This window comes from Blastocatellia bacterium (assembly GCA_035275065.1).
Lineage (GTDB): Bacteria > Acidobacteriota > Blastocatellia > UBA7656 > UBA7656 > DATENM01.
In genome coordinates this window covers 224314-234151 of record DATENM010000055.1, presented here as the reverse complement: position 1 = coordinate 234151, position 9838 = coordinate 224314, and the positions used below count along the sequence as shown (strand labels likewise).

Genomic DNA, 9838 nt, shown 5'->3' with positions numbered 1-9838 from the left:
CCGCGGTGGGTGCTGCTGGTGGGAGATGCGAGCTATGACGGGAAGAACTATCTGGGGTTGGGCGAGAACGATCTGGTGCCGACGAAGGTGATGTGGACGAACACGTTCGAGACGGCGACGGATGACTGGCTGGGGGATGTCAACGGCGATGGGCTGGCGGATGTGCCGGTGGGGCGGTTGCCGGTGCGGACGCTTCAGCAGGCGCAAGCGATGGTTGACAAGATCATCAGCTACGACAGCAACCACCAGGATGGCGCGCTGCTGGTCGCCGACCGCAATGACGGCTTTGATTTCGAATCGGCGACCGGCACCGTTAAAAGTCTCTTACCTGCCGATATGAGGACAGAGCAGGTGATCCGCTCACAGACGGATGATGCGACGGCGAACCGCGCGATCATCGATGCGATCAATCGCGGGCCGAAGCTGGTCAACTATGCCGGGCACGGCTCGGCGAGCGTCTGGCGCGGCAACCTGCTGACCAACGACAGTGTGCCGCTGCTGACGAATCAACAGGCGCTGCCGGTGGTCGTTTCGATGACCTGCTTGAACGGCTTGTTCAATGACCCGCGCAGCAACAGCCTCGGCGAAAGCCTGTTGCTGTCAGAGCGCGGCGGCGCGATTGCTGTCTGGGCTTCGTCGGCGCAAACCGTGGCCTACGGCCAGGCGCAGATGAATCAAGAGCTGATTCGCCAGCTCTTCCAGGGCGCGAGCGGAATGAATCAATCGCTCACCTTGGGGGAAGCCATCAGCAGGGCCAAAGCCGCGGTCAGCGACGCGGACGTTCGCCGGAGCTGGATACTGCTCGGCGATCCGATGTTGCGACTAAGGTAGGGCGACCGCTGGCCCCTGATGACGATCAATCGCAAGCAGCGTAAGCGTTCTACTTCGTCACCGTGACGACATTTGACCTGCTGAGATTGAAGGCGGAATCATAGGCCAGGGAGACCCACGTATGCCTGCCGGGCGCGATCTGGTCAGCGGGCCAAAGCAGGCGGTAGGGCGGATTGACCGACGCCAATCGATGACGGCGGCGCACGACACGGCACGGTGGCGCTGCAAGCCGCTTGCTTTTATGTGAAAGGATGGTAAGCATTGATGACCGACACGACACCACTCACTGAGCGCCCGGCCTATCAGGTGCTCGCCGCACATTACCAGCAGATCAAAGGCCGGCACCTGCGCGAGCTGTTTGCCGAAGACCCTAAGCGCGGCACTCGCATGGTCATCGAAGACCTCGGCATCTACTTCGACTACTCGAAAAACCGCGTCACCGACGAGACCATCCGCCTGCTCGTCCGTCTGGCCGAAGCCTGCGGCGTCGCAGAGCGCCGTGACCAGATGTTTCGCGGCGACAAGATCAACCTGACGGAAAATCGCGCCGTCCTGCATGTCGCTTTGCGAGCGCCGCGCAATCAGACCATCCTCGTAGACGGTGTCGATGTCGTGCCGGAAGTTCACGCCGTGCTCGATCACATGGCGGCATTTGCCGACCGCGTGCGCAGCGGCGAATGGACGGGCCATACGGGTAAGGCGATCCGCAACGTCGTCAATATCGGCATCGGCGGCTCGGACCTCGGCCCGGTCATGGCTTACGAAGCGCTGCGCCATTACAGCGCCCGCGATATGACCTTCCGCTTCGTCTCGAATATTGACGGCACAGACTTTGCCGAAGCTACACGCGACCTCGACGCCGAAGAGACGCTGTTCATCGTTTCGTCAAAGACCTTCACGACGCTCGAAACCATGACCAACGCGCAGACGGCGCGCGCCTGGGCGCTCGGCTCGCTGCGCGACGAAGCGGCGATTGCCAAACATTTCGTCGCGGTTTCAACCAACGCCGAAGAGGTGACGAAGTTCGGCATAGACACCGCCAATATGTTCGGCTTCTGGGACTGGGTCGGCGGGCGTTACTCGATGGACTCGGCCATCGGGCTTTCGTCCATGATCGCCATCGGGCCGGACAACTTCCGCGAGATGCTGGCCGGCTTTCACGCGATGGACGAGCATTTCCGCAGCGCGCCGCTTGAGCAGAACCTGCCGGTGCTGATGGGCTTGCTGGCGGTCTGGTATAACAACTTCTTCGGCGCGCAGACGGTCGCGGTGCTGCCGTATGACCAGTACCTCAAGCGCTTTCCGGCTTACCTGCAACAACTGACGATGGAATCAAACGGCAAGCGCGTCACCGTAGACGGCGCGGCGGTTGACTATGACACGGGGCCGATCTACTGGGGCGAGCCGGGCACCAACGGCCAGCATTCGTTCTACCAGTTGATTCATCAGGGGACGCGGCTGATCCCTTGCGACTTCATCGGCTTCTGCCGCTCGCTCAACCCGCTCGGCAATCACCATGACCTGTTGATGGCGAACCTGCTGGCGCAGAGCGAGGCGCTGGCCTTTGGCAAGACGGCGGACGAGGTGCGCGGCGAAGGCGCGCCCGATTGGCTGGTGCCGCACCGCACGTTTACCGGCAACCGCCCGTCGAATACCCTCCTGCTTGAACAGTTGACCCCCGAAGCGCTGGGCAAGCTCGTGGCGCTGTACGAGCATAGCGTCTTTACGCAAGGCGTGATCTGGAACATCGATTCCTTTGACCAGTGGGGCGTCGAACTCGGCAAGGTGCTTGCCAAGCGCATCATCCCCGAACTCTCTGGCCAGGACGCGCCGGCGCATGACAGCTCGACCAATGCGCTCATCCGGCGCTATCGGAAGATGAAGTAAGGGGAAGCCGCGCTCAGCCGCGCCCGCAGAGCAGCGGCTTACCCATTGTGTGACAAAACGTAATTAAATTATTGACACGCTCCAGGGCCGGTGTTACAACCATACCGTCGTAGATGATTGAATTGCTTCCGCACCCCTGCCCCTCCGAACCAGCTCATATTGCCTGTCGCATACCGTCCCCAGACAGCCTCCCGGCGCCGCGCCCGCTTTGTCGGCGATGCCGCAAGGCGCACGGACTCGGCAAAGCTTTTTAGAGTTCATAGACCTTAGCGCAAGTGGCGCGCCCCGCAGATCATCAACGGGCGAGCATGCGAGCGCTACCGCCGCCGAAAAATTGTGTGGACGCTCGGCGGCGTTGCGAAAGCTGGTACTGGGAATTATGTCGGCAAAACTGGGCGAAACTCTTCTTAAAGACAACCTCATCACGCCGCAGCAGCTTAAAGAAGCGCTCGACTATCAACGCATCAATGGCGGGCGACTGGCCTCAACCCTGGTCAAGCTGGGCATGCTCAGCGACGAGGAGGTGACGGCGGTCCTCAGCCGTCAGTACGGCGTGCCGTCGGTCAATCTCGACCTCTTTGAAGTTGACCCGGCTGCCGTGGCATTAGTGCCGCAAGAGACTGCCGAGCGCTATTCGGTGCTGCCGCTGTCGCGCGTCGGGGCGACGCTGACGCTGGCGATGGTTGACCCGACAAACGTCTTCGCCATAGATGACATCAAGTTCATGACCGGCTTGTCGGTCGAGCCGGTTGTCGTCAGCGAGACCGCTTTTCAGCTTGCCTTCCGAAAATACTACGGCACCTCGCGCGAGATGGAACTGGCACGGGTCATGGAAGACCTGGTCGCCGAGTCCACCAGCCTGCCGGATTTCGGAGAAGAATTCGACCAGCTCGAAGTCGAGACCGCCGAAGAAGAGATCGATCTTGAAAACCTTGAGCGCATGAGCGAGGACGCGCCGGTCGTCAAGCTGGTCAATGTCATCCTGGTTGACGCGCTGCGCCGCGGCGCTTCCGACATTCACATCGAGCCATACGAAAAAGAGTTCCGCGTGCGCTTCCGCATGGACGGCGTGCTCTACAACATCATGAGCCCGCCCATGAAGATGCGTGACGCGCTGACTTCGCGCATGAAAATTATGGCGCGGCTCGACATCGCCGAAAAACGCTTGCCGCAGGACGGGCGCATCAAGATTCGCGTCCGCCTCGACGGGCGCTCGCGCGAGCTCGACTTTCGCGTTTCGACGCTGCCGACGATCTTCGGCGAGAAGCTCGTTCTCCGCCTGCTCGACAAAGAGAACCTGCGACTCGACATGACGCAGCTCGGCTTCGAGCCGGCGAGCCTCCATAAATTCAAGCGCAACATCTCCAAGCCCTACGGCATGGTGCTGGTGACGGGGCCGACGGGGTCGGGTAAAACTTCGACTTTGTACTCGGCGCTACAGAGCCTGAACACGATAGACACCAACATTATGACGGCGGAAGACCCGGTCGAATTCAACCTGCCCGGCATCAATCAGGTGCAGATGAAAGAGTCCATCGGCTTGAACTTCGCCGCGGCCTTGCGCTCGTTCCTACGCCAGGACCCGAACATCATCCTGGTCGGCGAAATCCGCGACTTCGAGACCGCCGAGATCGCCGTCAAGGCGGCGCTCACCGGTCACATGGTTTTATCGACGCTGCACACCAATGACGCGCCCTCGACCATCAGCCGCTTGATGAACATGGGCATCGAGCCGTTCCTGGTCGCCACCTCGGTCAACCTGATTCAGGCGCAGCGCCTCATCCGGCGCATCTGCAAAGAGTGCAAGGCGGAAGTCCACACGCCGAACGAGGCGATGGTTGACGTCGGTTTCCCGGCGAGCGAGATCAATGAAATTCGCACCTTCAAAGGCGCGGGCTGTTCGGCCTGCAACGGCACCGGCTACAAAGGCCGCGTCGGCCTGTACGAAGTGATGGAGGTGACCGACGATCTGCGCGAGCTGATCCTGGTCGGCGCGTCGGGACTGGAGCTGCGGCGCAAGGCGATTGAAGAAGGCATGCTGACGTTGCGCCAGAGCGGCCTGGAAAAGATTCGTCAGGGCGTGACGACAATTGAAGAGGTCGTTAGAGAAACAGTTAAGTAGGAGTCAGAAGTCAGAAGTCAGGAGTCAGAATAGAAACCGCGGCGCTAGCCGACTTCCTCTTCCATTCTGACTTCTGACTTCTGACTCCTGACTCCTGGAGGTTCTATGCCAGATATTGCGTTGAGCGATTTACTGAGAAAGATGATCGAGCAGGGCGGCTCGGATTTGCACATCACGACCAATTCGGCGCCCATGGTGCGCGTGCACGGCACGTTGAGGGCGCTCGATTATGCCGAGTTGACGCCCGCCGAAACCAAGCAGCTTGCGTATTCGGTGCTGACCGATGCGCAGAAGCATCGCTTTGAAGAGACTCTGGAACTCGACTTTTCATTCGGCATCAAGGGGCTGTCGCGCTTTCGCGCCAACCTCTTCAACCAGCGCGGCGCGGTGAGCGCCGTCTTCCGCTCGATCCCTTACGACATTCGCTCGTTTGAAGACCTTGGTCTGCCGGCGGTCGCGCAGACGCTCTGCGACAAGCCGCGCGGCTTGATCCTGGTCACCGGGCCGACCGGCTCCGGTAAGTCAACGACGCTTGCGGCCATGCTCGACAAGATCAACCGCGACCGTCACGAGCACATCATCACGATTGAAGACCCCATCGAGTACCTGCACGGCCATAAGAGCTGCATCGTCAACCAGCGCGAAGTGCATGCCGATACGCACTCGTTCGGCAGCGCCCTGCGCGCCGCCCTGCGCCAGGACCCGGACATCGTGCTGATCGGCGAAATGCGCGATCTCGAAACCACCGAAACGGCGCTGCGCATCGCTGAGACCGGCCACTTGACGTTTGCGACTCTGCACACCAACTCGGCGGTGTCATCAATCAACCGTATCATTGACATCTTCCCGGCAGGCCAGCAGGCGCAGATTCGCACACAGTTATCGATGGTGCTGGAAGGCATCCTGACCCAGTCGCTGCTGCCAAAGGCAAACGGTCAGGGGCGCGCGCTGGCAATGGAGGTTCTGGTGCCCAACTCGGCCATCCGCAACCTGATCCGCGAAGACAAAGTGCATCAGGTTTACTCGATGATGCAGACCGGCCAGGAGAAGTTTGGCATGCAGACGTTCAATCAGTCGCTGGCCAGCCTCTATTTCAAGAAACAGATCACTCTGGAGATGGCCATGGCGCGCTCGTCGAACGCCGACGAGTTGCAGGACTTGATCAATCGCGGCGCGGCGGCGCTGCAAGCCCCGATGCGCCCGTCAGGCCCGGCGACGCCCGGCGCGCGGCCTAACGTGCCGCTCGGTCGCGTTGGACGCTAGTTGAGACGTGGCGACGCGGAGACACGGAGACGCGGTGAAGGGAAGCATCTGTTGGCTCATCGCCGCATCCCCGCGTCGCCCGCAACGCCCGCGTCGCCGAAAGCCCCTTGAGTAGGACACAAGACAAGTTATTAGCAGGAGGCTACGATGCCGACTTATGTGTATAAGGGTCGCAATCGCTTAAATGAGATCGTCGTCGGCGAGCGTGTTGCCGCTGACCGCTCGGCGCTGGAGAGCATGTTGCGCCGCGAGCAGGTCATTCTGACCAGCGCCCGCGAGAAGGGCCGCGAGATCAGTCTGCCGAAAGTGGGACGCGAGAAGGTCAAGCACAAAGACCTGGCGCTATTCACGCGCCAGTTCTCGGTGATGTTGGACGCCGGTCTGCCGCTGGTCCAGTGCCTGGAGATTCTAGGCCAGCAGTCGGAGAACAAGGCATTCCAGAAAATCATCTTTCAGGTGCGCTCTGACGTCGAAGCCGGTATGACACTGGCTGATTCGATGGCCAAGCATCCGCGCGTCTTCGAGGGACTGTATACCAACATGGTGGCGGCGGGCGAAACCGGCGGTATTCTCGACATCATCTTGCAGCGCCTGTCAACTTACCTCGAAAAGATGGTCAAGTTGAAGAGCGACGTCAAGAGCGCCCTGGTTTACCCGATAGCCGTCATCATCATCTCGATCATCGTGATCTCGATCATCATGATCGTCGTCATTCCGGCGTTCAAGAACATCTTTGAGGGTTTACTGGGACCGGGCGAGAAGCTGCCCTGGCTGACCGAGGTGGTCGTCTCAATGTCTTCGTTCCTGGCGGGCTACTGGTGGCTGATTGGCATCGTCGTCGCCATCTTCGTCTTTTCGATGAAGGCGTGGTACAAGACCGACAAGGGCCAGCACTTCATTGACGGGCTGACCTTGCGCCTGCCGATCATCGGCCAGATCATGCGCAAGATCGCCGTCTCCCGCTTCAGCCGCACCCTTTCAACGCTGCTCAGTTCCGGCGTGCCGATTCTAGAGTCGTTAGAGATCACCGCGCGCACCGCCGGTAACATCATCGTTTCGGAAGCCATTCAGAAAGTGCGCACAGGCATCGAGCAAGGCCAGACGTTCGTTGAGCCGTTGAAGGCAAGCGGCGTCTTCCCGGTCATGGTGTCGCAGATGATTGGCGTCGGCGAACAGACCGGCGCGCTCGACGCCATGCTGTCGAAGATCGCCGACTTCTATGAGCAGGAAGTGGACTCGGCCATTGCCAATCTGTTGAGCCTGATGGAGCCGGCGATGATTATGTTTCTCGGCGTCACCATCGGCACCATCGTCATTGCCATGTACCTGCCGCTGTTCGCGCTGATCGGCAAGCTTGCCAGCAGCCACTAGAGCGGTTTTCATATGGATGCAGCGCAAGGCGGTTAGCTTGCGCGAGTCAAGGCGCAAGCGGTTAGCTTGCGCTGCATCAAAGCCGCGGCCTCAAGCGAAAGCCGCCAGGAAGCTCACCCTTCCTGGCGGCTTTGCGCCTTTCCGCTGCCAATGCGCCGTGGTCTTCCAGGGCTTTGCCTTCGGCCACCGGCGCTGCTTTGCGCTTGCTTGCGAGCCCATCGGACGGTTGATAGAATTCAAGGCGATGTCTACAGCGAAGAATCGCCTTGCGCTAATCGCTTCGGTTTTCGCCATCCTGGGGCTGTTATATTCCCCTGTGTGCGCCCTTCGCTGCGCGTCTTCGGATTGCCTTCAACAGCCGGCAACAGAGATGGCCAGGCAACCTGAGCCAATCAGGCATTGTCATCATCACGGCTCAGAAACATCATCTCCGACCTCGCAAGCGCATCACAGCGCGCCGCCGCAACCGAGCGCTCCGGGCAACTGCCCGTCACACGCGGACGCGGTCGCGGTCCTCTCTGCAAAAACGAAAGCGCCGTCGGCGCTTCAATCGCTCACCGCGCCGCTTGTCGCCGCGCTTCCCCACACGACCGGCTCCGATTACAGCGGACTTGCGGCGAAGCTCGCCGCAGACAGGCTGTTTAGATCACCTCCCAGCCGCGCAGTCCTCGCTGTCTATAGAATCTAATCCCCTCTCTTGTCTTTTGCCCATTGCCTGAACGCAGCCATCGGCTCGCGGGCCGGTATGCCTTTCATCTGATCGGTACCAGACCAGGGGAGAGTTGTCTCATGATTAACCGAACGCTTTTCGGGGCGTCGTCTTCGATTTCCCGTTTTACGATTAAGCGTGCAGCCGCGCTCGTCTTTACATTGCTCGTCGCCGTTTTGCTGTTGCAACCGATGTCACATGCCCAACCAGTAGCCGCAGGCGAGCCCCAACATCAACACCAAGCGCCTCAGGAGCAAAAGCCTGCGCCGCCTGAGCCCGCGCATCAGCATGGAGAGCCGCCCGCGCCAATGCCGCCCGCCGCGGCGCAACCGTCTATGCACGAACATCATCAAGACATGCACGGCAGCCACACCATGAACGCAATGACGGCGACGATCACCGGCGGGCCGTTCAAATCCATGACCGCCATTGGCTCGGGCACCAGCCTCTTGCCTTCGAGCAGCCCCGCTTATATGTGGCACTGGATGAAAGATGACTGGATGATCATGGCGCATGGCAATCTGGTTGCCGGGTTCAACCACCAGGGCGGCCCGCGCGGCGTCAATAAGGCCGAATCGCAAAATTGGCTCATGCTGATGGCCGAGCGCCCTGTGGGCGGCGGACAGTTGATGCTGCGCGGCATGTTTTCCGCGGAGCCCTGGACTGCGCCGCGGCGGGGCTTCCCCGAGCTGTTGCAGACCGGCGAGACCTTTAAGGGCCGCCCGATCATCGATGCGCAACACCCGCACGACCTCTTTATGGAACTGGCCGCACAGTACACCTTGCCGCTCACAGAGCATGTCTCGATCAATCTCTACGGCGGCCCGGTCGGTGAGCCGGCGCTCGGCCCCGTCGCCTTCATGCACAGGCCCTCAGCGATGGAAGCCCCTGCGGCGGTGCTCGGCCATCACTGGCAAGATTCAACCCACATCGTGCACGGCGTCTTTACGGCGGGTCTGACCGCGTGGAAGCTCAAAGCTGAAGGCTCGATCTTTCGCGGCGCCGAGCCGGACGAGAACCGCAAAGACATCGAGATGGGCAAGCTCGATTCCTACAGCGGGCGGCTGTGGTTTACGCCGACGCCGGACTGGACCATGCAGGTTTCGTATGGCCATCTCACTCACCCGGAGTTACTTGAACCCGGCAACCTGAATCGGCTGACCGCCTCGATTCATCACAACCGTAGCTGGCGCGACGGTAACTGGGCATCGAGCCTGATCTGGGGGCGCAACCATGAAGAACATGGAAACTCGAATGCCTACACCTTTGAGTCAACCGTCAACTTCATAGACAAGAACTACCTTTACACGCGGCTTGAGCTTGGCGACAAACTGGGCCTGTTGCAAGAGAACATCTGGGGACGGCAGGGCCTCGTCTCAGACCACGCTATCGGCAACTTAAATGGCATCGGCGACTTAATCGGCCGGAATGGGATTGATCTTCACGATGATCTGGCGGATCGCTGGTTCCGCGTCGGCGCCTTGACCTTCGGCGGCGTGCGCGACTTCATCGCCGAGCCCAAGCTGCGCGTCGGCGTCGGCGCGGACGTGACGTTTTATCACCTGCCTGATGGGCTCAAGCCAATCTACGGCGCAAGCCCGAAGAGCTTTCACCTCTTCCTGCGCCTCAGGCCGGGCAAAATGAGCCACTAGCCG

6 protein-coding genes are annotated in these 9838 nt (G+C 60.5%); all 6 read left to right on the top strand.

All coding sequences use genetic code 11. The features are described 5' to 3' along the window. A partial coding sequence (locus tag VJ464_13655) for a C25 family cysteine peptidase (protein ID HKQ06176.1) occupies nucleotides 1-831 on the top strand: 831 nt, incomplete at its 5' end. A gap of 264 nt (nucleotides 832-1095) precedes the next feature. Next, a complete protein-coding gene (gene pgi, locus VJ464_13650; protein HKQ06175.1) occupies nucleotides 1096-2718 on the top strand; it encodes a glucose-6-phosphate isomerase in 1623 nt (540 codons plus the stop codon). A gap of 376 nt (nucleotides 2719-3094) precedes the next feature. After that, nucleotides 3095-4840: a type IV-A pilus assembly ATPase PilB gene (pilB, locus tag VJ464_13645; protein HKQ06174.1), complete on the top strand. Its 1746-nt coding sequence runs from the start codon at nucleotides 3095-3097 to the stop codon at nucleotides 4838-4840. Between the two features lie 105 nt (nucleotides 4841-4945). Further along, nucleotides 4946-6103 carry a type IV pilus twitching motility protein PilT gene (locus tag VJ464_13640; GenBank protein HKQ06173.1) on the top strand — a complete coding sequence of 386 codons (1158 nt, stop codon included), beginning with the start codon at nucleotides 4946-4948 and terminating at the stop codon, nucleotides 6101-6103. Between the two features lie 147 nt (nucleotides 6104-6250). Then, nucleotides 6251-7474 (top strand): type II secretion system F family protein, encoded by a 1224-nt coding sequence (locus VJ464_13635; protein ID HKQ06172.1) that lies wholly within the window; start codon nucleotides 6251-6253, stop codon nucleotides 7472-7474. Between the two features lie 1044 nt (nucleotides 7475-8518). Next, entirely contained in the window at nucleotides 8519-9835 is a 1317-nt protein-coding gene (locus VJ464_13630; GenBank protein ID HKQ06171.1) for a hypothetical protein, read from the top strand. Nucleotides 9836-9838: the final 3 nt, after the last annotated feature.